At 48.1% G+C, this 24,741-nt stretch carries 26 protein-coding genes; 16 read left to right on the top strand and 10 right to left on the bottom strand.

Annotation, left to right across the window (positions count from 1 at the left end; genetic code table 11):
- Positions 1–52 precede the first annotated feature (52 nt).
- Positions 53–724, top strand: coding sequence for a YceI family protein (locus KW844_RS20660; RefSeq protein ID WP_218378685.1), 672 nt, complete (start codon positions 53–55; stop codon positions 722–724).
- Between the two features lie 80 nt (positions 725–804).
- On the opposite strand, the gene KW844_RS20655 is transcribed toward KW844_RS20660, so the two are convergent.
- The 3 genes from KW844_RS20655 to KW844_RS20645 form a co-directional block, all read right to left on the bottom strand.
- On the bottom strand, positions 805–1,950 hold the full coding sequence (locus KW844_RS20655) for a hypothetical protein (RefSeq protein WP_218378684.1): 1,146 nt from the start codon (positions 1,948–1,950) through the stop codon (positions 805–807).
- A 39-nt stretch (positions 1,951–1,989) separates the two neighbouring features.
- Positions 1,990–3,903 (bottom strand): zinc dependent phospholipase C family protein, encoded by a 1,914-nt coding sequence (locus KW844_RS20650; RefSeq protein WP_218378683.1) that lies wholly within the window; start codon positions 3,901–3,903, stop codon positions 1,990–1,992.
- A 536-nt stretch (positions 3,904–4,439) separates the two neighbouring features.
- Positions 4,440–5,090, bottom strand: a complete 651-nt coding sequence (locus KW844_RS20645) for an NAD(P)-dependent oxidoreductase (protein WP_218378682.1) — start codon at positions 5,088–5,090, stop codon at positions 4,440–4,442.
- A gap of 562 nt (positions 5,091–5,652) precedes the next feature.
- On the opposite strand from KW844_RS20645, the gene KW844_RS20640 reads away from it, so the two are divergent.
- From KW844_RS20640 to KW844_RS20630, 3 genes are read left to right on the top strand one after another with little or no spacing between them, the layout of a single operon-like run.
- Entirely contained in the window at positions 5,653–6,243 is a 591-nt protein-coding gene (locus KW844_RS20640) for a (2Fe-2S)-binding protein (RefSeq protein ID WP_218378681.1), read from the top strand.
- The gene (locus KW844_RS20635) at positions 6,240–7,217 is read left to right on the top strand and encodes a xanthine dehydrogenase family protein subunit M (RefSeq protein ID WP_218378680.1); all 978 of its coding nucleotides are present in this window, start codon (positions 6,240–6,242) and stop codon (positions 7,215–7,217) included. The genes KW844_RS20640 and KW844_RS20635 overlap by 4 nt, the downstream gene beginning before the upstream one ends.
- Positions 7,218–7,226: 9 nt before the next feature.
- Positions 7,227–9,440, top strand: a complete 2,214-nt coding sequence (locus KW844_RS20630; RefSeq protein ID WP_218378679.1) for a xanthine dehydrogenase family protein molybdopterin-binding subunit — start codon at positions 7,227–7,229, stop codon at positions 9,438–9,440.
- Positions 9,441–9,572: 132 nt separating this feature from the next.
- On the opposite strand, the gene KW844_RS20625 is transcribed toward KW844_RS20630, so the two are convergent.
- On the bottom strand, positions 9,573–10,466 hold the full coding sequence (locus KW844_RS20625; RefSeq protein ID WP_218378678.1) for an AraC family transcriptional regulator: 894 nt from the start codon (positions 10,464–10,466) through the stop codon (positions 9,573–9,575).
- Between the two features lie 251 nt (positions 10,467–10,717).
- Here KW844_RS20625 and KW844_RS20620 point away from each other — a divergent pair, with 251 nt between their 5' ends.
- The 5 genes from KW844_RS20620 (at position 10,718) to KW844_RS20600 (ending at position 15,730) form a co-directional block, all read left to right on the top strand.
- A complete protein-coding gene (locus KW844_RS20620; RefSeq protein WP_218378677.1) occupies positions 10,718–11,701 on the top strand; it encodes an aldo/keto reductase in 984 nt (327 codons plus the stop codon).
- Positions 11,702–11,893: 192 nt separating this feature from the next.
- A complete protein-coding gene (locus KW844_RS20615; protein ID WP_218378676.1) occupies positions 11,894–13,078 on the top strand; it encodes an MFS transporter in 1,185 nt (394 codons plus the stop codon).
- A 166-nt stretch (positions 13,079–13,244) separates the two neighbouring features.
- Positions 13,245–14,117: a sugar phosphate isomerase/epimerase gene (locus tag KW844_RS20610; RefSeq protein ID WP_218378675.1), complete on the top strand. Its 873-nt coding sequence runs from the start codon at positions 13,245–13,247 to the stop codon at positions 14,115–14,117.
- A 113-nt stretch (positions 14,118–14,230) separates the two neighbouring features.
- Positions 14,231–14,980, top strand: a complete 750-nt coding sequence (locus tag KW844_RS20605) for a DeoR/GlpR family DNA-binding transcription regulator (protein ID WP_218378674.1) — start codon at positions 14,231–14,233, stop codon at positions 14,978–14,980.
- 30 nt (positions 14,981–15,010) lie between these two features.
- A complete protein-coding gene (locus tag KW844_RS20600) occupies positions 15,011–15,730 on the top strand; it encodes a DUF1080 domain-containing protein (protein WP_255578557.1) in 720 nt (239 codons plus the stop codon).
- A gap of 41 nt (positions 15,731–15,771) precedes the next feature.
- Here the strand turns inward: KW844_RS20600 and KW844_RS20595 are convergent, their stop codons facing one another.
- The 3 genes from KW844_RS20595 to KW844_RS20585 form a co-directional block, all read right to left on the bottom strand.
- Positions 15,772–16,281 carry a hypothetical protein gene (locus KW844_RS20595; protein WP_218378673.1) on the bottom strand — a complete coding sequence of 170 codons (510 nt, stop codon included), beginning with the start codon at positions 16,279–16,281 and terminating at the stop codon, positions 15,772–15,774.
- 151 nt (positions 16,282–16,432) lie between these two features.
- Positions 16,433–16,975: a YbhB/YbcL family Raf kinase inhibitor-like protein gene (locus KW844_RS20590; RefSeq protein WP_218378672.1), complete on the bottom strand. Its 543-nt coding sequence runs from the start codon at positions 16,973–16,975 to the stop codon at positions 16,433–16,435.
- Between the two features lie 91 nt (positions 16,976–17,066).
- The gene (locus KW844_RS20585; protein WP_218378671.1) at positions 17,067–17,924 is read right to left on the bottom strand and encodes an AraC family transcriptional regulator; all 858 of its coding nucleotides are present in this window, start codon (positions 17,922–17,924) and stop codon (positions 17,067–17,069) included.
- A 133-nt stretch (positions 17,925–18,057) separates the two neighbouring features.
- Between KW844_RS20585 and KW844_RS20580 the strand changes: the two genes are divergently transcribed.
- The 5 genes from KW844_RS20580 (at position 18,058) to KW844_RS20560 (ending at position 21,239) form a co-directional block, all read left to right on the top strand.
- Entirely contained in the window at positions 18,058–18,417 is a 360-nt protein-coding gene (locus KW844_RS20580) for a hypothetical protein (protein ID WP_218378670.1), read from the top strand.
- A gap of 18 nt (positions 18,418–18,435) precedes the next feature.
- Positions 18,436–19,125 carry a DUF2461 domain-containing protein gene (locus KW844_RS20575; protein WP_218378669.1) on the top strand — a complete coding sequence of 230 codons (690 nt, stop codon included), beginning with the start codon at positions 18,436–18,438 and terminating at the stop codon, positions 19,123–19,125.
- A gap of 10 nt (positions 19,126–19,135) precedes the next feature.
- A complete protein-coding gene (locus KW844_RS20570; RefSeq protein ID WP_218378668.1) occupies positions 19,136–20,371 on the top strand; it encodes an MFS transporter in 1,236 nt (411 codons plus the stop codon).
- A 97-nt stretch (positions 20,372–20,468) separates the two neighbouring features.
- Entirely contained in the window at positions 20,469–21,011 is a 543-nt protein-coding gene (locus KW844_RS20565; protein WP_218378667.1) for a DUF2975 domain-containing protein, read from the top strand.
- 3 nt (positions 21,012–21,014) lie between these two features.
- Complete coding sequence (locus KW844_RS20560) at positions 21,015–21,239, top strand: helix-turn-helix transcriptional regulator (RefSeq protein ID WP_218378666.1); 225 nt, start codon at positions 21,015–21,017, stop codon at positions 21,237–21,239.
- Positions 21,240–21,329: 90 nt separating this feature from the next.
- Here KW844_RS20560 and KW844_RS20555 read toward each other — a convergent pair whose 3' ends face one another.
- On the bottom strand, positions 21,330–21,662 hold the full coding sequence (locus tag KW844_RS20555) for a helix-turn-helix domain-containing protein (RefSeq protein ID WP_218378665.1): 333 nt from the start codon (positions 21,660–21,662) through the stop codon (positions 21,330–21,332).
- A gap of 85 nt (positions 21,663–21,747) precedes the next feature.
- On the opposite strand from KW844_RS20555, the gene KW844_RS20550 reads away from it, so the two are divergent.
- The gene (locus KW844_RS20550; protein ID WP_218378664.1) at positions 21,748–22,491 is read left to right on the top strand and encodes an SDR family oxidoreductase; all 744 of its coding nucleotides are present in this window, start codon (positions 21,748–21,750) and stop codon (positions 22,489–22,491) included.
- Positions 22,492–22,691: 200 nt separating this feature from the next.
- Positions 22,692–23,039 carry a PKD domain-containing protein gene (locus KW844_RS20545; RefSeq protein WP_218378663.1) on the top strand — a complete coding sequence of 116 codons (348 nt, stop codon included), beginning with the start codon at positions 22,692–22,694 and terminating at the stop codon, positions 23,037–23,039.
- Here KW844_RS20545 and KW844_RS20540 read toward each other — a convergent pair.
- Positions 23,036–23,440 carry an L-rhamnose mutarotase gene (locus KW844_RS20540; protein ID WP_218378662.1) on the bottom strand — a complete coding sequence of 135 codons (405 nt, stop codon included), beginning with the start codon at positions 23,438–23,440 and terminating at the stop codon, positions 23,036–23,038. The genes KW844_RS20545 and KW844_RS20540 overlap by 4 nt on opposite strands.
- Entirely contained in the window at positions 23,437–24,735 is a 1,299-nt protein-coding gene (locus KW844_RS20535) for an alpha-L-fucosidase (RefSeq protein WP_218378661.1), read from the bottom strand. Before KW844_RS20535 ends, KW844_RS20540 begins: the two co-directional genes overlap by 4 nt.
- Positions 24,736–24,741: the final 6 nt, after the last annotated feature.

The raw sequence follows: 24,741 nt of genomic DNA, 5'->3' as shown, positions 1-24,741 counted from the left end.
ACGACAATAACCTATTTTTGTGCACTAATATATATGTAATAAATTCAAATTTATGAAGCAAACAGTACCTGCGCTCGCGCTGCTGCTCACTCTGGCAGCTTGTGGCGGTGCTTCGACCGATGCGGCGAAGACCGAAGCAAAACAAGAAGCAGCTGTAGCCACCGGCACAGCTTATGTTATTGACACCACTACTGCCGCCGTATCCTGGCGTGCAACTCACAAAGGTGGTTTCGCACCTCGCTTTGGTGTTATCAAAGTAACCGACGGTACCCTGAACGTGGAAAACGGCGCAGTAACCGGTGGTAACTTCGAAGTTAACATGAACACCCTGACCACAGATCCTGCTGCTGTAACCGAAGCAGACAAAAAATCTACTGATCTGGACGGTCACCTGAAAAGTGCCGACTTCTTCGATGCTGCAAAGTTTCCAACCGCTAAGTTTGTGATCACTGCTGTTGCTCCTTTCGACAGCACCAAAGGTCAGAGCCTGTTACCAGGTGCTACTAACCTGATCAGCGGTAACCTTACCCTGAAAGACAGCACCCTGAACATCACGTTCCCTGCACAAATCACTGTTACTGACGCAGAAGTTACTGCAAACGCAAAATTCGTTATTGATCGTTCTGCCTGGGGTATCAGCTACAAAACTGACGGTAGCCCTGAAAACTGGATGATCAGCAAAGATGTTGAAATTGGTTTCAGCCTGAAAGCTGCGAAAAAATAATTCAGCATTTGTGTTTGAAATAAACGAAAAAGCGCCTGGCAAACCAGCCAGGCGCTTTTCTATTTTTACAGCATTCACTGTTATTTGTTTCCCGTAATGATGAGGGTAATCCCACCTTTTACTTTGCCGGTTCCTACATTGGTGTTCACAATGTTCACTGCAATTGCCTCTCCGGCGGCCAGTCCGAAATCAGGAATTTTCAGATTGAACTTTGAACATTTGTTGCTGTCGAAGATCGCATTGAACTCCTTGAACAAGGCTTTGAAAGAGTTGGCAGGAGCGGCACCGCGGTAGATCTGCGCAATCGCCGCATCTACCTGCTTCTGGATAGCCTGCTGTCTTTCCACACTCATGCCCTCCTTACTCTGACTGATAACGTCAAAGCCTGCACGACCAGCTTTCAGGGTTACATTTTCAGCACCCTTACTTTCCAGCACCGGAACCAGTTTGCTTACCAGGTCGGCGGCATTTTCGCGGAAGCGGAAGTTGCCCAGCGCCGGGTGCTGTAGTCCGATGATCTCATCTTTTGACAGCGGTACAAACTTGATATTTTCCTGAGCATTGGCAGTATGAATCAGCTGGAAGTTGTAGTTCTGCGCCTGACCGGTAATGTTCAAATTCTTCTGTCCGATGTGGCGGTCGATAGTTGGATCGAGGCCGTACAGGCTGATGGGCTTGTCCAGCGGACTGAAAGAATACGTACGTGCAAACAGGCAACGGTGCCCAGCCTGATGATTTTGTACATCAAAAGGTACGTTTACACTGCCGCTGCTCAGTGGCAGGAGAAAGCTATCCAGTTGTGTGAGTGCAATGTTCTCCGCATAACGGGTGTCAAAGCCCAACGATGGTGTGCAGAGGAAAAATTCCACTTTGGCGGTAGGAACAGTAATGTCTCCACGATTATTAACCGTACACTGGATATTATACTGCTGGCCAGCCTGCAACGCTGTGGTGGGTGCACCAGGATTCGCCATAGGCGTTACCGTTATATCCGGTGAGTTCCAGAAAGTAATGTTACTAAACGGACGTACACCGAGATCAGTACCATATGACCTGATGTACAGGAATGAACTGTCGTTCACTTTTTCAGGGCGTCTTTTACCACCAGTGGTACTGTTGGTTGCATAAAGGCGGTCGATCAGCGCTGGTGCTTCAGCAATATATTTGTCTGTAGAACCTTGCAGCTCTTTCAGGTATGACTGTATTTTTGCAATTGTTTCGTTCATGAATTTAATTTTTTGGGGAGATGAAATACAACGGATTTATCAGGCCGGTGGAATGAAAGTAAGATCAACAGGAGTGGTGTCTAACTCATCAGGTTGCTCACGCGGATCTCCTTTCTGTGTCCAGCAAGGATAACCATAGCCTCTGTCGGCGTCCAGGTTAAAATCCGGGAACTTGATATTCTTTTTCCAGCGGTCGTAAATCTCTTCCGTCAGCATCATCGCGTTTCCAAGAGATGGCTTGATACCAGTAGTGGCAGCAGGGTTGAATGCTGCTGTTACCTGTGATTCCGGACCGTTGAGGGTAGCCAGTGTATCGATCAGTGTTTTACTAAGCGGAATTTTATCGAATGCATAGTGCAGGGCCGTATTGCTGAAATAGCTGTTAGGCGCGGCATGTGCAGGATTCTGTTCGGTAGCACCAGATACCGGCGGATAGATCATGTGTTTTTCTCTATGGAACATTTCATCCAGGAATCCGCCTGCACCCAAGGTTACAGCGAGTTTCGGCAGCTGGCCAAACAGATCGCCGGCTTTAGTACCCAGTGGGTCAGGGAAGCTGGTATTTTTAAACTGAGCAAAGCGAGGTTCATTGAGGTGTTCCTGCATTGGAAATGCAAGACCATTGAAAGCCACGCCCAACCTGAAGTTCTGGAAGGCATTGTACAATTGTTCGTACACCAGGCTGGCCGCGTAACGGATACCTGCAGTAGTGAGGGTGGTGATAGAGCCCAGGATGGCATCGATCAGGGCATGTGCCGCTGCAATCGCCGCCAGGATCAACGCCGCCAGGATCAGGAAGATGGCCAGGAAGCTGAAGTTACCAGCCTGGTCTACTGCATCTTCGATGAAGTCGCCGATATCGCCGAGGTCTTCCATGGCTTTTTCCCAAACTTCCTCCAGCTCAGCGGTGAGACTGTATGGCTCTGGTTTTGGTATCGTACCGGTATCAGTAGCATTGCGCATCCATTTGTACCACAGGCGGTAGGCATTGTTTACATCTTCTGCACTGATAGATGGGCCGTATTCATTATCATCCCCAGAGCCGTTGTTAAATACTTCTTTCAGCGTTTCAGCAATTAATTTGGCCAATCCATCCGGCATGTGCGTATCTGGATCCGGAATTTCATCCTCGGCGTCCGGTGCGGAAATAACACCTTCAAATTTGAAGTTGTAGAGGGCATGCAGCTTGGAGCGGTTGAAGTCTACATTGTCTTTCGCCTTCATGTTAAACACATCCTGGTAATTTTCCAGTGTCTTATGCCGTTGTGCATGAATGCGGTAAGGTCCGCCTGAATTAATATTTACAAAAGGGTGGCCTACGGTATCGGCAGTGAAATGGGTGAGGTAACCGAGGGCATACAAATGCTCAGGTGTGTTGGGCTGGGTTTTATCCAGCAGGGCTTTGGCGAATCTGCCGGTTTTACGGTAGTGCATGGCATCAAACCACCACCATTTGCCTTTGTCCTGTCCGTCGCGGTAAGGATGTGCCAATACATTGTACACGTTGAACTCGGTAACGAATTCTTTCAGCATTTCCACGAGGGTAGCAGCGAGGCCGTCAATCACTTTCTGCATGTCCTTGAACAGTTCCTCAATTTCAGAAAGGGTAGAAGAGTTGTCGATCACCTGATCGGCAGCATATCCGGCTGCTTCCACCGCATCGATGATAGGCTGGGGCACCGCATCCAGTAAACCTTTTTTGAAGCCTTCAATGGCGTCATATACTTTAAAATAGATCTGAGCAAGATCGCCCACAGTGCCGTTCCAGTCTTTAGTGTTAAAGAACAGGAAGTCAGGTCCCTGGCATCCGAGAAACAGATAGGGCAGGTGTTTAGGATCAGAAAGGGTTGCTTTGATGTCGGCATACGCCGCACTGCCACCAAGTCCTTGGCCATTTTGAATTTGCGACCGTAATTGTTGTGCAATCAAGTGATGCATCGATGGTCCGGGCATAACTAAATTTTTTGGGGGTTTAAAAAATAAAATGATTCATCAGGAAGCATCGCTGCTGGTGGGATTAATAAACATTTAGTGCTACAGTACCAGCTTATTTTGAGGTGACGAATACTTTGATGTTGAATGCAAAATTAGGGATGCCGCAGATTGTTGAAAAGAGGGAAAATGCTGGTTTACTGTTTTTTGGGGAGATGTGGTGGACGGCTGGCTGAAATTTATCTGTAACTGGCAGAAATTATTTGAAAAACGGAAACAGGGGGATACGTAGTTGTCAAATGCGTAGAAATACGCAGGGCTTTTTTTCTCGCAGGAGACGTAAGGGTTTTAAGCCAGCAAAGGCGCCTTTGGCGCCAGGAGCGATCTTTTTTTCTCGCAAAGCAGCCAGGCTGGTAAGCAGCAAAGGATGGTGTTTTGTTGTTTGTCGTAAACATAGGAGCAGTATGTTTATTAGTCTATGGAGTAGCGCGCCACAGGCGCGTCACTCCACAAGAAGCAGGAGGCCGATGGCCCCCTGCTTCTTGTGCTATAGTAACCTAATACCCAATGGTAAATCTTTCCCGGTGATGCTGTGGCTTTTCCAGTTCATCAATCATAGCCGCAGCATAATCTTCCACAGAGATTTTACTCTGACCTTTATCGTTGAGGATGAGGTCGTCCTTGCCGAGCCGGTATTTGCCGGTGCGCTCACCGGGCGACATAACACCTGCCGGTGAGAAGAATACCCAGTCCAGGTCTTTTTCCTTCAGTAGCAGGTCTTCATATACTTCTGCCAGCGCTTTCACACCCGGCAGTATTTCAGGGGGAAGCCGCCCGCTGTCAATAATCGTTACACCTGGTTTTACAAACAGTGATCCTGCACCGCCTACCACCAGCAATCGCTGGATACCTGCTTCCTTTACGCCGGTAAGTATGGATTTATAGCCACTGACCGTATCATCCGCAATGTGCGGATTGTTCCAGCCTGGATTATATGCTGATATCACCGCATCAGTGCCTTTAACAGCTTCCGCCACAATACCGGGGTTTAGCACATCGCCATGCACCGCACTGAAGTGGTCGTTTTGGATATTTATTTTTTCGGGGTTACGGACTACTGCTTTTACCTGATGTCCTCTGGATAGAGCCTCCTTTACCAGCGCCGAGCCAACGAAGCCGCTGGCACCTATGATTACAATATTTGCCATATAATTTCCTTTTATATAGGGTTAACAATTGGTAAGTGAAAATGTTGCTGCGGGCGGGATAGCCACACGCATTACACTAAAGGTTGAAGTTCATTTGCTAAACCAGTAAAAGTGGTTATTAAATCCGGAATCAGGGTATTTTCTCCTCCTCACCATGCCGCATCTTTGCAGTGAACCTGTATTCAAAACATTTTTATCGCTTTAATTACATCACATTTTCCTGTCACTTATGGCCTGGCTATCACTCCATGAGTTCTTCACGGCCCGGCCTGATGGGGGATGCTGTAATTAGCTAGTTTCGTAATTAATTAGTGTCGAAGTCTTTCGACACTTTTCGCATTGTCTCCCACCGCTTGTTCCTGGTAATGACCGGCCCTGTATTCCATTTGGAAAAACGGTCTGAAAAACATAATTTTTTGTGCGGATAGTATAACCAAATACAAGCCGTTATAATTAGATTTGTGCTGATTCGGCTGGTAGCTTGATTAATTGATATTCTGATAAGGAACTATTTAGTGTAAAGGAGGTAGCATCACACCTTTCTAACAACAACACTGCGTTTATGAATGGCAAAAATTTTTACAGCAGACGTTTTTTCCTGAAAACTTCAGGGGCCCTGGCAGCATTGGCAGCAATCCCGGCCACGGTGAAGTCGTTTTACCTGGATGCAAAACGTCTGATCATCCCCCCGCGGCAAAAGCAGCCGCTGATCGTAAAGGTCAACAAACAAACCCATAGGCTGGAAGCGGATACCCGCACCACACTGCTGGACCTGCTGCGGGAAGACCTTCACCTGACCGGCACCAAGAAAGGCTGCGACCACGGCCAGTGTGGCGCCTGCACCGTGCATGTCAACGGCGAGCGCGTACTCAGCTGTCTAACCCTGGCGGCTACACTGCCAGGTAAAGAGGTGACCACGATCGAAGGTCTTGCTGATGGCGACCAGCTGCATCCTATGCAGGAGGCCTTCCTGGAATGCGATGGCTTCCAGTGCGGCTACTGCACACCAGGGCAGATCATGTCCGCCGTTGCCTGCGTCAAAGAAGGGCATACCAAATCCGTTGCTGAAATCAAAGAATTCATGAGTGGCAACCTTTGCCGCTGCGGCGCTTATAACGGTATTGTTGAATCCATTCAAAAAGTAGCAAAATGAAGCCATTCAGCTTTAGCAAATCCGATAAAGTAAGTAAGGCTTTATCTGCAAAAAAAGAAGCCGTACAGTTTCTGGCAGGTGGTACCAACCTGGTCGACCTCATGAAAAAAAATATAGCCGTTCCCGATGGGCTGATCGATATCAGTGCTGTGCTCTCCGATAAAGTAGAAGCACAGACCGTTAATACCCGCATCGGCGCCATGGTACGCAACAGCGCCCTGGCCACCGATCCGCAGATACTCGCAAAAAATCCGCTGGTAGCCAAAGCCGTGCTGGCAGGAGCCTCCCCGCAAATCAGGAACATGGCCTCTACCGCAGGTAACCTCCTGCAACGCACCCGCTGTCCCTACTTCTACGAAACCAGTACCCCCTGTAACAAACGCAATCCAGGCAGCGGCTGCAGCGCCCTCCACGGAGAGCAACGCATGAGCGCCATCATCGGATATAACGATGCCTGCGTGGCCGTACACCCGTCCGACCTCTGCATCGCACTGGCAGCACTCAGTGCATCTGTAAACGTTACCGACAAAGGGAATAAGCAACTGGTGATCCCCTTCAAAGATTTTCATAAACTGCCGGAAAGCACGCCGGAACTGGATAATCACCTCCCTAAAGATGCGATTATCACCTCGGTGGATATTCCGGATAACCCGTTTAATAAGCATTTCGCCTATCTGAAGCTGCGCGACCGCGACTCCTACGCCTTCGCACTGGTATCAGTAGCCGCCGCCCTGGAACTGGAAGGCAACCGCATCAAAGATGCCCGCCTGGCCTCCGGCGGCGTGGCCCACAAACCGTGGCGCTGGCAAAAAGCAGAGCAATATCTCAAAGGAAAAGAAGCCAATGCCGCTACCTTCAGCGCCGCCGCCGCCATGGTGGCCGATGAAGTGAAACCATTGCCAGGCAACGGTTTTAAGAAGGTAATGCTCATGGGCGCTATTGAAACTGCTTTGCAGAATTGTTTAACAGCTTAATCTATCATCATGGGATTATTCAACGCTAAAAATAAGGCTGCCGCTGTACTCAAGGGGCGTGTGGAAGGAATTGCAAAAGTAACTGGCGCCGGTAAATATGCTGCGGAATATAGGGTGGACAACATGTGCCATGCCGTATTTGCAGGCAGCACCATCGCCGCAGGTACCATCAAAAGCATCTACCTCGAAAACGCAAAACAGGTAGAAGGGGTGCTGGCCATCATCACCCATCTCAACAAACCCGGCGTTCCCGGCTTTACAACGGAAGCCAAAATCAAAGATACCCGGGCAGGACTGCCACTATTCCATACTGATAAAGTGTATTTCAGAAATCAGCCGATAGCGATGGTAGTGGCCAATACCCTGGAAGAAGCCACCTATGCCGCCTCGCTGATAGAAGTAACCTACGAGGAAGATAAGGCCACCGTGGACTTCAAAAAAGCGCATCCCACTGTACCGCTTAGCCTGCAAGGTAGGGAAAGGGGCTCCCTGGACGCCTGGAGCAGCGCCCCTGTGGTGGTAGACCAGGAATATGATATCGCCGCTGAAGTACACAACCCCATGGAAATGCACGCCACCATCGCCCATTGGACAGCAGCAGATAAACTGGTGCTGTACGATAAAACGCAGGGCGTGGTAAATGTGCAGCGTACCATCTCCAAAATATTTGAGATCCCAACCGAAAATATTGAAGTATTCAGTGAATTTGTAGGTGGCGGCTTCGGCTCCGGACTACGGGTATGGACAAACGCCGTTGGCGCCGTAATGGCCGCCAAACAGGTGGACCGCCCCGTGAAGCTGATGCTTACCCGCCCACAGATGTTTTCACTCACCGGTTATCGCCCGGCCGCATGGCAGCGCGTGAAACTCGGCGCCGACAAAGAAGGTAAATTCCTCGGCATACACCACCAGGGAAAAAACGGGACTTCGGCATTTGAGCCTTTTCAGGAAGGGTTGACCACCATCACCAGGATGATCTACAACTTCGATAACCTGAAGGCGGAACAATCTATCGTACCACTTAACCTCGGTACACCCACCTGGATGCGCGGACCCGGCGACTGCACCGGCGCCTTCGCTGTTGAATGCGCCATCGATGAACTCAGTTATCAGCTGAACATGGACCCGGTAGCGCTGCGACTCAAAAACTTCGCGATCACCCATGATCCGGAAAATAAAAAACCTTACTCCAGCAACTTCATCGACGAATGCATTACCAAAGGCGCGGAAATGATAGACTGGAAACAACGTAAACAACAACCTGGCGCAATCACCGAGGGCGACTGGAAAGTCGGATATGGTGTGGCTGTGGGAATGTGGGGGGCAGGCCGCGGCAATGCCAGCGCCGGCATCAGCATGGAAAAAGATGGAACCATGACGGTTAAAACAGCCATGACCGACATTGGTACCGGCACCGGCACCGCCATGCAAAACATGACGCATACATTTACCGGTATGCCGAAGGATAAAATTAAAATTGAGCTGGGACACTCCACGCTGCCTACTGCAGGAAGCCAGGGAGGAAGTACAGGTATGTCGTCCATAAGTGGCGCCGTATCCGCTGTGTGCGAGGTGCTGAAAAAGCAACTGGCAGCATATGCAGCGGCCATCAACCCGGCGTATAAAGATGCTAAGCCGGGAGATGTACTGCTGTCTGCAACTGGTGTTTCTTTAAAATCAGATAATAACGAATTTGTATCACTGGCCGACATCTGGCAAAAAAATAACCTGACCACCATCGCCGTGAAAGCCAGCTCCGGCCCCGGTGCGGAACGCCAGCAATACGCCTTCTGCTGTTCCACCGCGCATTTTGCGAAAGTACGCGTGAACACCAAAACCGGCAAAGTGAAAGTGGAAAGAGCAGTATGTGTGGCAGACGGAGGTACCATCGTAAACGAGAAACCCGCTGCCAATCAGATTTCAGGCGCTATCGTTGGTGGTATCGGAATGGCACTGATGGAAGAAATCCACCCGGATGATAAGCTGGGTAACCTGGTAGGAAATGATTTAGCCGGTTACCACTTTGCAGTCAACGCCGATGCGCCGATGATTGAAGTGGCATTTATCAATAAACCTGATCCTTACGTGAACCCCAGTGGTGCCAAAGGTTTGGGAGAAGTAGGTATTATCGGTTGTGCACCTGCCATTGCCAATGCGATTTATAATGCAACGGGCAAGCGGTTGAGAGATTTGCCGATTACGCCTGATAAGGTGCTTATATAATCTTAGTTGTTGAGAGGGTGTATCAGCAATCTGATACGCCCTTTTTTATGCGGGCCTTGAGGGAGTCAGGTCTCAGGGTGTTCGGTTAGTTTTTATATATCCTCTCAGGGGTTGATTATGCCGTATTTACTCCTAATTCAATGCTCTGTACTCATTCGGCGTAACGCCCACCCGCTGCTTAAACAGCCTCGTAAAATGCTGCGGGTACTTAAATCCCAGTTCATACGCCACCTGGCTGATTGTTTTATCCAAATCAAATACCCGCTCTTTTGCCAGTTCAATCACCTTGTTCTGGATATATTCCTGGGCCGATTTACCGGTTTCTTTTTTAATCAGATCTCCAAAATAATTAGCGGATAAGTGGAGCGCGTTTGCACAGTAGCCAACCGTGGGAAGGCCGCGCTGTTGCACCTGATCGGACAGGAAGTAATCGTGCAGCAAACGCTCGAACTTTGCTACCGTACCTTTATTGTCATTGTCACGCGTTATAAACTGGCGGTCATAAAAACGGTTACAGTAGTTCAGGAATAACTCGATATTGGCAGTAATGAGTTTCTTGCTGTGATGATCAATGGCATGCATTAATTCATACTGAATTTTCGCCAGGCAGTCCAGCACAATCTGCCTTTCTTTTTCCGACAAATGCAACGCCTCATTCACATCATAGGAAAAGAAGGAGTATTCATGAATGTTTTTACCCAGGGAAGTGCCATTTAACAGGTCGGGGTGGAAGGCCAGGGACCAGCCTCTTACCTGTACGCCATTTTTCGGCAGCACGCCCACCACCTGTCCGGGGCCTATAAACATTAGGGTACCCTCCTGGTAATCGTAATGGCTGCGGCCATATTTAAGTTCACCGCATTTCAGCTCCTTGAGGTATATGTGGTACAGGTTGAAATTATACGTTTGGGCAGGAAGGTTCGCTGCCTGTGAAAGATCAATGACGGATACCAGCGGGTGTAATGTTTCTACGCCACGTAGCTTACAATACTGACTGATGCTTTCCAGCTGAATGATTTCTTCCATGGTAGGCTGATTTAGTGCAAATTTATTGTTTTCCTGTCCGCCGCTCCTGATTATCTGTAATTTTGGTAGTAAATTCAGTACTACATATCCTACCACTGGTACGACCTGTAATTTTGGTATCCATTGCAGTAATCGGTATACCATCCGGTAGGGCAGCCCTTCCTACATTTGCATTAGTCAGTTACGCCGGCATAAAAGTAAAGCGTGGCTGACATCTCCCCGATAAATTAAAAAATTAAAACAGCAAGTCTATGAAAACAAGAAAATTAGGAAACAGTGGGCTGGAAGTATCCGCACTCGGATTAGGCTGTATGGGATTGAGCTTTGCCTATGGTACTGCGCCTGCAAAGAGTGAAGGCATTAAACTGCTGCATGCGGCGGTGGATTCCGGCGTCAACTTTTTTGATACGGCAGAAGCCTATGGGCCCTATGAAAATGAGGAACTGTTGGGCGAAGCACTCGCGCCATATCGTGATAAAGTGATTATTGCCACTAAATTTGGTTTTAAAAAAGGTATACCTGACCTGGGAGTAGATAGCAGGCCGGAGAACATTATAGCTGTGGCTGATGCTGCTTTGCGCCGCCTTAAAACAGACTATATCGATTTATTTTACCAGCATAGAGTAGACCCTGCGGTTCCTATTGAAGAGGTGGCAGGCACCGTTCAGGAACTGATCAAGGCCGGAAAAGTGCGTCACTGGGGAATGTCAGAAGCGGGAGTGGAGTCGATCCGTAAGGCGCATGCCATACAGCCGGTAGCGGCCTTGCAAAGCGAGTACTCTCTCTGGTGGCGGGAACCAGAGCAGCAAATTCTGCCACTGCTCGAGGAGTTGGGCATCGGCTTTGTGCCTTTCAGTCCGCTGGGCCGTGGTTTCCTCACTGGTGCTATCGGCGAGGACACCAAATTTGAAGCGAATGATTTCCGGAACCGGCTGCCGCGCTACCAGGAAGAAAACCGTAAAGCGAACCTGGCGCTGGTGGAGCTGCTGAAAGGTATTGCGGCGGATAAAAAAGCAACGCCTGCACAAATTGCGCTGGCCTGGCTGCTGGCACAACGTCCATGGATAGTGCCTATCCCTGGAACAACCAAAATTAACCGCTTGCAGGAAAACATTGGTGCGGTGGATATCACGCTCACTGCCGCCGACCTGGAAGCCATCGAAGCGGCAGCTGCGAAAATAGCGATACAGGGCGCCCGCTATCCGGAGATTTTTCAAAAAGTGGTCGGTAAATAATCGCTATCATCATTTTGCTGATAGCTGCTATCATTCAACTGACTAATAAATCCTGAAAATTAAGAATATCTTTGTGGTCAGATGGGCAATCGTGTTGCCATTGTTCTTTCCAGCGATCACGTAGTTTTAAGATATAAATTTCATTGGTTATGATACAGGCCTTTACGGGCCTGTATCTTTTTTTTTAGGTATATGGATAAGAAATTATTTCCCCTGTTGTTAGGGGGCCTTGGTATAGGGATGACCGAGTTTGTCATGATGGGCTTACTCCCGGATGTTGCGCAGAACCTTAAAATAAGTATACCGGTGGCGGGACACCTTATTTCAGCGTATGCGCTGGGAGTGGTGATAGGTGCGCCTTTGCTGGTAATGATCAGCGGTAATTATCCGCCCAAGAAAATTCTGATAGCGCTCATGTGTATTTTCACCGTGTTCAATGGCTTGTCGGCCTTTGCGCCTGATGAGCATACGCTGCTGATTGCGCGCTTTTTTGCCGGGCTGCCACATGGTGCTTTCTTTGGGGTAGGGGCTATTATGGCGAGCCGGCTTGCCGAACCAGGAAAACAGGCGCAGGCGGTGGCCACCATGTTTGCGGGGCTTACCATTGCCAACCTGGCGCTGGTGCCCATTGGTACGTGGATAGGTCATAACTTCCTGTGGCGCTATACCTTTGGCCTTGTGGCGGTGATAGGACTGATCACGATCGTTTCTATCAAATACTGGTTGCCGGCAATTCCTGCTGAGCGCAGCGAAAGTTTGAAAACACAGTTGAAGATATTTCAGAATGCGGATGTATGGCTGGTGATACTGATCACTGCTATTGGCACGGGCGGCCTGTTTTGCTGGATCAGTTATATTGCGCCGCTGATGACGGAAATCTCCGGCTTTTCTTCCGCTACGGTGCCGTGGATAATGGTGCTTGCAGGCTTCGGTATGGTGATTGGTAACTGGTTTGGCGGTAAGCTGGCGGATCGTATGTCGGCCGGAAAGGCTTGCGCCTGGCTGCTTTTCGCGATGACGGTGACCCTGCTGGGCATCTTCCTTTTCTCCCGGTTCCAAATAATATCCCTGTTGCTCACTTTCGTAGCAGGCGCCTTAAGTATTTCACTGGCGGCGCCTATACAGGTGCTGATGATGCAGTGTGCTAAAGATGCGCAAATGCTGGGTGCTTCAATCACACAGGCAGGTTTTAATATTGGTAACTCATTAGGCGCCTTCCTGGGCGGGCTGCCCATTACCTATGGTCTTACTTACAATTATCCGTCGCTGGTGGGCATGTTTATGGCTACCGGTGGTGTGGTGTTTGCGATGATGATTGTGAGGCGGCAGCGGAATAACCCGGTGCCTTTCCAGCCGGTACAGGTATTGGGACATTGATGTTGTTTATGTGTTTTGACCCTCGCCTAAGGCGAGGGTTAAAACGGGAACTCCCCGGGAACCGAAGGTTCCGGGGGAGTTCCCGTTTTAAATAATTTGCAAAAGGTTGCAAATTTGCAAATGTTTGAATAATTTGTCCGCTGTTCACGTTAATTAATCAGTATTTATGAATTCGAGGAGAGACTTTATCAAACAGGCGGCCCTGGTTTCTGCAGGGGCATTATTCCTGCCTTCCTTTGCCAGCGCTAAATCTGTTAAGAAAATAGGTTTACAGTTATATACCCTTCGCGACCTGCTTCCCAAAGATGTGGAAGGAGTGATCCGCAAAGTAGCGGCAGTAGGTTACAAGGAAGTGGAAACTTACGGCTATAACCCACAGAGCGGCTTCTGGGGCATGCCTGCCAGGCAGCTGGCACAATTGCTGAAATCAACCAAACTGGCAGCACCAAGCGGTCACGTGGGCGTTGATCCATTCATCAGAACAGGTAATACCGATGAACTGAAAGCCAACATTGAAGCACTGAAAACCATTGGTGCTACTTACTTCACCGTGCCTTACCTGGATGAGAGCCTGCGCCAGTCCGCAGATGACTATAAAAAAGTGGCGGAAAAACTGAACCAGGCAGCGGAATTGTGTAAAGCCTCCGGTCTGCGTTTCGCCTACCATAATCATGATTTCGAGTTCAAACAGCATAACGGCGTAACCGGCTACAGCATTCTGCTGAAAGAAACCGATCCCAAGCTGGTGAGCTTTGAACTGGATATTTACTGGGCTGTACACTCCGGACAGAAGCCTACAGAGATCTTTGCGCAGCACCCTGGCAGATTCCCGATGTGGCATGTGAAAGACATGGACAAAGCCAATCCTAATCAGAATACTGAAGTAGGTAACGGCAGCATCGATTTCAAAGATATCTTTAAACATGCATCCACTGCAGGATTGAAGCATTTCTTTGTAGAGCATGAAAATAACTATCAACCTGATGAATTAGGTTCTATCGCCACCAGCTTCAATTACATCAGTAAAAATATCAGATAAGATTTTACGCATGAGGCACCATTACCACCGGGAGTAGCTACTCCTGGTGGTATTTTGTAATTCCCTTTAGTAGCAGCACCCTATTCTAACCTATCACTAAACTGTACGCCGTTATGATGAAGGAACAGCGATTTGATTTTATTCTGAATGAATTAAAAGCACAGGAGCAGGTAACTTATGAAATGCTGGCAACCTCACTGCTGGTATCGGAGGATACGGTCCGTAGAGATATTGATCAGCTGTACCGCAATGGCTTGTTGTCGAAGATCCGCGGCGGTGCTATGTTACCATCCAAAAATCCGCTCACCTTCCGGGATCGCAGTGATTTCCTTTGTGAACAAAAAAAGATGATCGCCTTGAAAGCGATTCCCTTCCTTAAATCTGGCATGACGCTGTTTATGGACGGCGGTACCACTGTTTGTACCCTGGCTAAAGTGTTGCCGGCTGATATATCCTTGCGCGTTATTACCAATAACCAGCCGCTGGTGCCTATCCTGGAAGCATACAGGCATATAGAAATTATTGTGCTGGGAGGAGTGTACGACCGCAGCACAGCTACCAACACCGGTACCATCACCTGCAGGGAAGCGGAGCATTATATGGCGGATATGTACGTCATGGGTACCTGTGGTATCGACGATCAATTTGGGATTACCTGCACTATTGAGCCCGAATCGCATGTAAAGCGGACGATGCTGCGTCATGCACGACAAACTATTTCTCTCTCTAATCATAATATTTTACACCGTAATAAAAATTTCCGGGTAGCGGCATTTGATGAAATTGATATTTTAATAACGGACCTGGAAAGTGATCATGCTGACCTGGATGCCTTCCGCAATCAGGGTGTGCAGCTGGTGTAGGCAACATCGGTATTTTAAAATTCCATCAATATGAAAATGAAACAAAGCGCTATTGTATTAGCCGCCCTTACCGTTTTAACTGTATCCTGCGGCAGGCAGGGTACAGGCGATAATGAATTGACCTCCGCTGAAAAAAATGAAGGATGGGAGCTGCTGTTCGATGGCAAAACCATGCATGGATGGCATGTCTATAACATGGGCAATGTACCGTCTGCCTGGAGTGTGAAAGACGGTGCGCTGGTATGTACACAGGGAGCGGCCAAAGATGTGGGCGACCTGGTAACGGATAAGGAATACAAAAACTATGAGCTGCTGTTCGAGTGGAAAATCAGCAAGGAAGGAAACAGTGGGGTATTTATCAATGTGGCAGAACGCCCGGATTTGCCGGCAGCATGGGCTACAGGACCGGAATACCAGATACTGGAAACGAGTCACCACGATAATGAAAACCCTAAAAAACGTTCCGGTGGTTTGTTTGCGCTGTTCGCACCTGTAAATGCCGCACCTATGAAGCCGCAGGAGGAATGGAACCAGGCGAAGATCAGGCAGGTGGATGGTAAATTTGAATTCTACCTGAATGGTCAGTTAACCGCACAGCAGGACCTGAACTCCCGGCAATGGAAGGATACGGTGGCGGCTACACATTTTAAGAACTATGCCGATTTCGGGAAGTATACCGCAGGCCATATCGCGCTGCAGGACTGGAACAAAGGGGTATCGTTTAAAAATATCAAGATTAAGCAACTGTAAAAAGAGTCAGGGTGTATCAATTCAAATTGATACACCCAGTTTTATTTCTTGTTTCTTTGAAGGTGTAAGGTGTCCACCATTCTCCACTGGATGCTATCCGGGCTTACCTCGTAGCTCATCTTAAGCGGGCCTTCGGGCAGCTTTTGGTAAATGAAATGTTCATATCGCTTATTTCCATTCTTATCCAGGAAGGCATTATTCAGTACCAGGCCTTCTGCCGAAAATTTTCCTTTAAACTGCCGGTGACCTCCGAAATTATCGAATACGATGGCGAGGATATCGCCATTGGCCTCCATGCCCCAAAGGGAGTGTGCTTTGTATTGATTGGGTGGCTGGTCGTAATGATCATAGGTGATCCAACAGCTGTCCATGGCTATATGAAATTCTGCATTGGCCTGTATGGGCTTTCCGTTGGCAAATGTTCCTGTTCCATTGTAATAGCCGGCAAAATAATTGATAAAGTCAGCAGGGAGTTTTTTAACGGGCTGTTGCGCCTGGGCGTTCATAAATAGTCCTGAAAATAGTAGGATTAATAGGGAGCGTTTTCTCATAGCACTACGTTTATACGTGGGGGTGGGTATCTGTAAATTTTTTATTTTACAAGTTAGCATTTTCCGTGTAATGGGGCAGGTAATTGTTGCAGGAGGTTATATTGGGAGATGGAAAGCCACGGGAGTGGATGTGTTCCCGTGGCACTAACAATTATTTATGCTGTGCGCACACCACAATGGACGCTTGTGCAAGGGTAGCAAAGTGGAGGTTAAATCCTACGAGTGCAGGCGATACATCTGCGTTCAGTTCCAGCTTTTTATTCAGTGCGTATACGGTTATCATGTAGCGGTGTACGGGGCCGGCAGGAGGAGCAGCGCCACCATAGCCGGGTACGCCGAAATCGGTTTTGCTTTGTATTATACCGGCAGGCATCAGATTTTTCTTCACGTCGCCGGCACCGGATTTAATTTCGTGTACGTCCGCAGGGATATTAAATACTACCCAATGCCAGAAGCCACTGCCGGTGGGCGCGTCCAGGTCGTACATGGTTACGGCAAAGCTCTGGGTGCCGGCAGGGGCATCTACCCAGGAGAGTTGCGGCGACTGATTTTCCCCGTTGTAGCCGAAGCCGTTGAAATATTGTTTGTTGGTTAACTGACCACCGAGTTCATTACTTTTCAGGGTGAAGTTCTGGGCATAGGAGCTAAGGCCAGCCATGGCCACCAGCAATAAGGTTGCGATGAGGTGCTTCATAATAATTGTATTTATCTGCTACAAAATTATGCGCAAGTGGGCGGTGTACTTATCGGCCGCCCGTTCAAAAAATGTGGCTAAAGGATCATTGTTAGTTGGCGAGCTGGTATTGTTTTGGGGTGATGCCATGGACTTGCTTGAACGACTGCACGAAGCTGGAGAGGTTTTCGTAGCCGAGATCATAGTAAACTTCGCTGGCTTTGAGACTTTTGTTTTTGAGCATGGAGGCGGCTTTCTGCATGCGCATTTTCAGGAACCACTGCTTGGGGGAGTCGCCGAAGATGCGGGCAAATTTGCGTTTGAAAGTAGAAACGCTCATGTTGCAGAGGAAGGCCAGTTCCTCCACGGTGATCGCGGTTTCCAGGTGGGTATTTACAATTTTGCGGAGTTGCGTTTCCTCATCATATTCGTTGCACAATCCTTTGAAGTAGGTGATCAGCCGTTTGTTTTTGCTGATCAGGTACAGGAGCAGTTCGTGCAGTTTAAGTTCATACAATGCCGCATTCCCGGCGGATTGCATCAATTGCAGGCTGGTAATGAAATTAGCGATGTAGGCATCTTTAAGAAAAGCTACCGGTGACGGATCGGTGAGGTCTGATGCGGCATCATCAAACGGGTAGGACTGGAAAAAGCGGTGGAGCGCATGCTGACTTACAAACAGCAGCATGCAGCTGTAGTTCCCGTTGCTGGCTACCTTTTCGCTCATGAGGCAGTTGCCGGCGGGCAGGAAGAAAAAACCTTCAGCGCCGAGGCGCTGTGTGCCGGTGGCGTAGCTCACGGACTTTTCACCTTCCATCAGGAAATTAAAGAGATGCCATTCCAGCACTATACGTGCTTTCTGATTTACCTGACCGGTACGATAGGGAAGTGCGAAAACCTCACCAGGGATGTGAGGAACGAGCCCCTGTGGGAGATACATTTCCTGAATCGTGTTGTTTTCCGTTGCCATGGCCTAAAAGTAGGAAAAAAGGGTGGTTTTTCAGAGAGGCGAAGGGTCAAAAAATGTTGCCGGACGTTCAAATCTGCTGAGTTTCTAATCCATATTTTTCCTGTAATTTTAAATCCTCCAAAACAAATGTCATATGAGTTTCGATGTACAATTATTCAGAACGGAAACGATGGAAAAGGAACAGCAGCGAAAAATCGAAGGTTTCTTTGATAACCCCGCAAACCTGGAACCCTTTACTGAAGAGCAATTTCAGGGCCTGAAGGAGCGATTGGGTGCTTACGAATTCAATTTGATCAATGAGGCGCCGGAGCAGTTACAATATAAGCATCCGGAATATAATCTCACTGCTTTACTTACTAAAACAGGTTTGTATTTCACCGCAGGCTGGGATGAGGAAAGTGTATTCGAAGCTGGTATGACTGCTTCCGAGTTTGCTGACTCCGATGAATTCAAAAAATATGATCCACAAAACGGCGGCTGGGAAGTATTCTAGTCCGCAAAAAACCGCACTATGGCGAAAAAAGAACAACCTAAGATTGAACGCTCCGTGATTAATTTCCTGGAGGACGTGCGCACCAATAATAACAGGGAATGGTTTCATGAGCATAAAGCCAGGTATCAGCAGGAGCTCCACCAGGTGGAGAATTTTGCAGAGGCGCTCTTACAAAAAATGAACGAACATGATGTAATAGAAACGCCTTCCGGCAAGCATAGTTTATACCGTATATATCGGGATACCCGTTTCTCCAACGATAAAACGCCGTATAAAACCCATTTCAGCGGTAGCTTCAAACGCGCTACCAAAGCGCGCCGTGGCGGGTACTACTTTCAGATCGAAAAGGGCAATAGTTTCCTGGGTGGTGGTTTCTGGGGGCCTGTGCCGGAAGACCTGAAACTGATCCGCGATGATATTGCTTTTGACGATGGGCCACTGCGCAAGATCATCACCAGCAAATCATTTGTGACGATGTTTGGTGCGCTGGAAGGCGAGCAGCTGAAAACCGCTCCCAAAGGGTTTCCTAACGATCATCCTGCGATTGACCTGTTGCGTTACAAACAGTTTTTACTCCGTCGTTGGTTTACCGATGAGGAGGTGCTGAGCCCTGGGTTTTTGGAGGAGGCGAATAAAACGTTTAAGGCAATGCGTCCTTTCTTTGATTATATGAGTGAGGTGCTGAGCAGCGATGGGAATGGGGTGTAAGACATCATATATGCAAATACAGCTTGGATTAAAAGAAAACTGGCAGCAATTTACCCTGCTCGTGTTGGTGAACATGATGGTGGGAGGAATGGTGGGATTGGAGAGAACGGTGGTGCCACTGATTGGCACGGAGGAGTTTGGGATAGGTGCAGACATTGTCGTCTTTTCTTTTATCATCGCATTTGGAGTGGTGAAGGCTTTTACCAACCTGGTTTCCGGTGTACTTGCGGATAGGTATACCCGTAAGCGCGTGCTGGTACTGGGATGGTTGTTTGGGTTACCTGTTCCTTTTATTCTGGCCTGGGGACCTACCTGGGCGTGGATTATTGGCGCCAATGTTTTATTGGGTATTAGTCAGGGCCTGGCATGGTCCATGACGGTGAATATGAAAATTGACCTCGTAGGACCTAAGAAGCGCGGTCTGGCGATGGGGCTCAATGAGGCCGCCGGCTACGGAGCTGTAGGACTCACGGCTTTGTTTACGGGTTATGTGGCTGCAGCATATGGTTTGCGCCCACAACCTTTCTATATCGGTATCGCCTATACGATAATCGGATTATTGCTTTCCATTTTTGTGATCCGGGATACCCGCGCATTTGCTGCACTTGAATCTGCCACTGTTACCACCCCTGGAGAAGAAACGCACAAACCGGACCTGCTATGGGTGTTCAAAGAAACATCGCTGAAAAACCGAAACCTGTTTGCGGTATCACAGGCTGGTCTGATTAATAACCTGAATGATGGTATGTCATGGGGAGTGTTTCCGCTCCTGTTTATTTCCATGGGGGTAGGTTTGGATGGTGTGGGATGGATCAAGGCTATTTACCCGGTGGTGTGGGGTGTAGGTCAGATTATCACCGGTCCGCTGGCGGATCGTTTCGGTCGCAAGCCGCTGATCGTGTGGGGGATGATGGTGCAGGTATTGGGCCATGTAGTCATTGGTTTTGAATGGTTTTCGCCATTTGTTTCGGGCATGGCAGGCTCTGTGTTGCTAGGAGCCGGTACAGCTATGGTATATCCGGCTTTGCTGGCGGCGGTGAGTGATGCGGCACATCCTGCATGGCGTGCCTCTTCATTAGGTGTGTACCGTTTCTGGCGGGATATGGGTTATGCAGTGGGTGCACTGATGGCAGGAGTGGTGGCAAGTGTATTTGGGCTGATATGGGCCGTTCATATTGCGGGATTGCTAACCTTCCTATCCGGCATCGCAGTTTGGTTAATCATGAAAGAGACGCATAAAAGCTGAAAATCAATCTGTTTCAATATTTATCGAAAAATATTTATTATTTATCGATTATCGATAAATATTTATCGTATATTTGAAATAGAAAAATGATTTATTTATGAACGCAATTACTTCCTCCTATACTAAAACACAACAGTTATTAAAAGTGATGTACGTATTTGCCTGGATTGTTTTCATTGGCTTGTCCATCAACTTCGGCGCCGTACTCATTTGCTTTATTGTAAGTCTGATTAATCCGGCCATCGCACCAAAGCTGATGGACTGGTCGCAACTGGCAACATTACAAGAGCAGGGGCCACTGCAGTATTACAGTGTGGGCTCGTTGCTGATCGTATTTAGTCTGGTAAAGGTATACCTGTCACAGATTATGTTGCAGCTCTTATCCGGTGTAAAAATGCAAAGCCCGTTTACACCAAAAACAGTCCGGCTTCTGGAAAAAATGAGTTACTTTTTTCTGAGTGCGGCTGCCATTGCGTACCTGTATAATACACAGCTGGCTTATATCCGCAAGGACCTTAACATCTCCCTGGATAAAATTTCTATAGAACAGTTTTTGATACTGGGTGGATTGGTATTTATTTTATCACAAATTTTCAAACGGGGTGTTGAAATCCAGACGGAAAACGAATTAACAGTATAGTATATGGCCATAATAGTAAACCTGGATGTGATGATGGCGAGGCGTAAAATTTCCCTGAGCGAGCTATCAGAAAAAGTAGGATTAACACTGGCAAACCTCTCGGTCCTCAAAACCGGGAAAGCCAAAGCAATCCGCTTCTCCACGCTGGACGCCATTTGCAGGGCACTGGAATGCCAGCCGGGTGATCTGCTGGAGTTTACCAATGATCCGATGGAGGAAGATGAATAAAGCCAGCATTTTTTATCAGCATAGATTCAGTAAAGTCCCGCAGCACTGTAGCTGTGGGATTTTAATTTTTAGGGAGATGCAGGTGCTACGCTACTGCTTTATCACCACCTTCCTATGCGCCCGTCCCCAGTTAATCATCTCTTGTATAATATTCCCAAATGTGCGGCAATAAGGGGTAGGCTCATAAGTCACCAGCACTGGTATTTCATCATAAACGGTTCGTACCAGCAGCTTATTCAGTTCCATTTCCTTCAGTTCCTTGGATAGCATACGGGTAGTAATGCCCGGAATGCTACGCTCTATTTCCCGGAAACGCCTGTTGCCATTACAGAGCGAGTTGATGATAGGTACCCGCCACTTGCCCCCGATGAAATAGAGCGTATCCTGTAAGGCCATTAATTCTTCGGTCTGACTTCTTTCCATAATATAAAGTTTAACTGGTATACTCGGTGATACTGGTTACAAAAGTATACCATTTTGCCTATAATTTTGAGGAAAATTTAAAAGCATGAAAAAGTTAACAGGAAAAACGGCGTTAGTCACCGGCGGAAACAGCGGAATAGGATATGCAGCAGCACAGGAACTGGTGGCACAGGGAGCAACAGTAATCATCACCGGCAGGAGAGTGGCGGCACTTGCAAAGGCAGCGGCAGAAATAGGCGCCGCCTACTTTGTGGCCGACCAGGCCAGTCTGGAAGATACCAACACCCTCGTAGCGGAAGTAAAGCAGCAATACGGACACCTCGACATCCTCTTTGTTAACGCCGGCATCACCGGCCATCAGCTGCTGATTGCTGATGCCACCGAGGAAAATTTTGACCAGGTGATGAACATCAACTTCAAAGGGGCCTACTTCACCCTGAGCAAATTTATACCGCTGCTTGCCGATGGCGCATCCGTGGTGATGCTCTCCTCCATAGTAGCCAACATGTATAAGCCCATGAGCTCTATGTACCAGGCCAGCAAAGCGGCCTTGAATTCGATCGCTAAAACTGCTGCTGCTGAACTGGCAGCAAGGAAAATAAGGGTCAATATCGTGAGTCCTGGCCCTACCAGAACAGAAGTGCTCAGCAAAACAGGAGCAGATCAACAGGCGGTTGAAGCTACCTATGAACACCTGAAAAGCATCATCCCACTGCGCCAAATCGGTACTGCCGGTGATGTGGCTAAAATGGTGGCCTACCTATGTGATGATGCCGCCGGATTTATTACCGGAGCGGAATTTGTGATGGATGGCGGGTTAACGATATAATGTTGAAAGGGGATGTATCATGGCCGATACACCCCCTTTCATTTATTTCGATGGTTGAACTTTTTTCTCCAGTTCCTCCACACGCTTCATCAGCAAATCATTCGCGCGTTTGCCAACACCCAGCCTTTCGTGAACATAAATCTTGCAGCGTTGTTATCTAGGTACCCCAATCCAATTTTCAACCTCCAGATTACCCCGACATGAAACAGTTATCATTTTTTTTACTCCTCCTGTTCACCGCCTGTGGTAAAACAGAACATACAGACATCGACTGCCTCGGTGAATCCAATTCGGTCAAATTTGAATATGCTCAAGACCCCGCCAATGCACGCAAGTTCGATTACACCATCAGCTACACCGGTGATATCGTCATCACTTCCATTACTTTTGATTATGGAGATGGTAAAACCGAAAGCCTGTCGGTGCTAAAGGGAACGCATACCTACACACAGCCCGGGTCTTACATCGTGAAAGCTACGCTTACGCTGCAAAATAGCACAGGAGTGATATGTGCTATCACTCCTGCAAAAAATGTAACGATTTACTAGCGCTGATGGTACACTTCCTCCATCCGTTCCCAGGTTTCACCTTTTGCAGCGGCATCAGGTAACGGAGCCTGCAGGGGCGCTGTTTCTTTCCACCATCGCTGGGTAGTGGTATCCGCAGCCATGGCAGCCATGTCGGCAGCGTAATCGTTGCCGGTATACTCCCAATAGCTGAACAGATAAGGCTTCCCGTCGATCTCCTTGAAGTAAATCGAATAATTGGTGATGTGGCATTCCTTGATTTTTGCGGATACTGCCGGCCATACCGCTGCATGCAATTGCTTATAATAGGCCACCTTTTCGGGCTTAAGTCCGGTGACCATGCCATAACGGGTGCTGGTTTTGGAACTGCAGGCGGCTAATACCAGCAGGCAGAAAAGCTGCGTATGGAGGCGTATTTTCATTGTACAACAGGTAGTTTTTCTGTATTGGTAGTGGTTTCCAGCTCAATGATGTATTCCAGCTGTCCTCTTTTGTTCGCCGGCAACTGCACCGTAAGTAGCTGATCTTTTTCCGTTATAGTTACTGCATTCCCATTGAGCAGTCGGGCGCGCACTATCTTCACATCAGGTATACTTTTTAACGTCAGCTGTGCTGTATCCGTTTTTAATACATATAGGTAGATGCTATTGCCTTTTCTGGTAGTGGCATAGTTAGCGGTTGGTTCGTAAGGTCCTCCCAGTGTGTTGTATACCGCCTGCCCATTCACTTTCAGCCAATCCCCTATCTCTTGTAAACGTTTGATCTGACGGGCTTCTATTCTGCCATCCGGCATAGGACCTACGTTGAGCAGCAGGTTACCATTACCGCCGGCAGTGCGGCTAAGGATGGAAAGGCATTGCTCCAGCGACTGTATTTTATCATTCGGTTTCCAGGCCCATTGCTTGCAAAGCGTGAAGCAACTTTCCCAGGGCATCGTCATGTTCAGTCGCCCCACCACCTGCTCCGGTGTGTCGTAATCACCCACCATCTTATTCACATCAATCTCCTTGTTCTTCATAGCGGCAAATTCTTTACCCAGGCGATTATTGGTAATGATGTCCGGTTTCAGCTGATGGAGGTAAGCGTAGAGCTCTTTACCCATATCATCGGTCCATGGACTTTCCCACTGCCCGTCAAACCAGAGCATATAAGGGTCATAGTTGGTGATCAGCTCTTTCAGCTGGTTTTTCATATAAGTGAGATACCGTTGCATATCCGACTTCGGGTCTACGGTGTTATTGTGCGCCGAATGGATGGGATAATCCGGATGATGCCAGTCCAGCACAGAATAGTAAATACAGAACTTAATCCCCTGCTTTTTACAGGCCACCTGAAGCGCCTTTACAATATCTTTTTTATACGGTGTGTTGGCAATGGTATAACTGGTGAATTTAGATGGCCACAAGCAAAACCCATCATGGTGGCGGGCAGTTATAGTCAGGTATTTCATGCCCGCATCTTTGGCTGCCTTTGCCCAATCGTCTGCATTAAACAGCACCGGGTTAAATTCTTTATATAAATTATCATAATCCGCTTTGGACACCTCTTTATCACGACTCCACCCAATTTCAGTGCCTCGGAGTGAAACAGGTCCCCAATGAATGAACATGCCAAAACGATCACCCATGAATTTTTTGAGTGCAATATCTTTCGTTTGCGCATACACGTTAGTGATGGCCAAAAGGAAGAGCACCCCGATTAATCTAATTTTCTTCATTGTACA

This window comes from Chitinophaga sp. sic0106 (genome assembly GCF_019219075.1).
Taxonomy (GTDB): domain Bacteria; phylum Bacteroidota; class Bacteroidia; order Chitinophagales; family Chitinophagaceae; genus Chitinophaga.
This window is presented reverse-complemented; position numbering and strand designations above follow the sequence as displayed.